Source organism: Streptococcus sp. HMSC072D05, assembly GCF_001815805.1.
GTDB lineage: Bacteria > Bacillota > Bacilli > Lactobacillales > Streptococcaceae > Streptococcus.
Map to the genome: position 1 here is coordinate 1 of NZ_KV822015.1, position 239 is coordinate 239.

Genomic DNA, 239 nt, shown 5'->3' on the forward strand with positions numbered 1-239 from the left:
GAACCCTACACTCGAGAACGAGTAGAGAGTGATAGCTTGCCAGTTGGCCAAATCAAGATAACTCAAGCTGGTCAAGATGGCGTGCGTACAATCGTCACCCGTCAGTACATGGTAGATGGAAAAGTAGAGAGAAGCCAGGAACTCTCTAACGAAGTGACGACTCCAGCGGTCTCAGAAATCGTAACAGTTGGAACAGGCCCTGTTAGCGAGAAACCAACAGACGCTCCTGTAAATGAAGT

Annotated in this window: 1 protein-coding gene; it reads left to right on the forward strand. The window is 48.5% G+C overall.

Features of this window, described 5'->3' with window-relative positions:
- Positions 1–239 (forward strand): G5 domain-containing protein (locus HMPREF3057_RS04170; protein WP_180364448.1); only part of this gene is annotated, 239 nt, incomplete at both ends.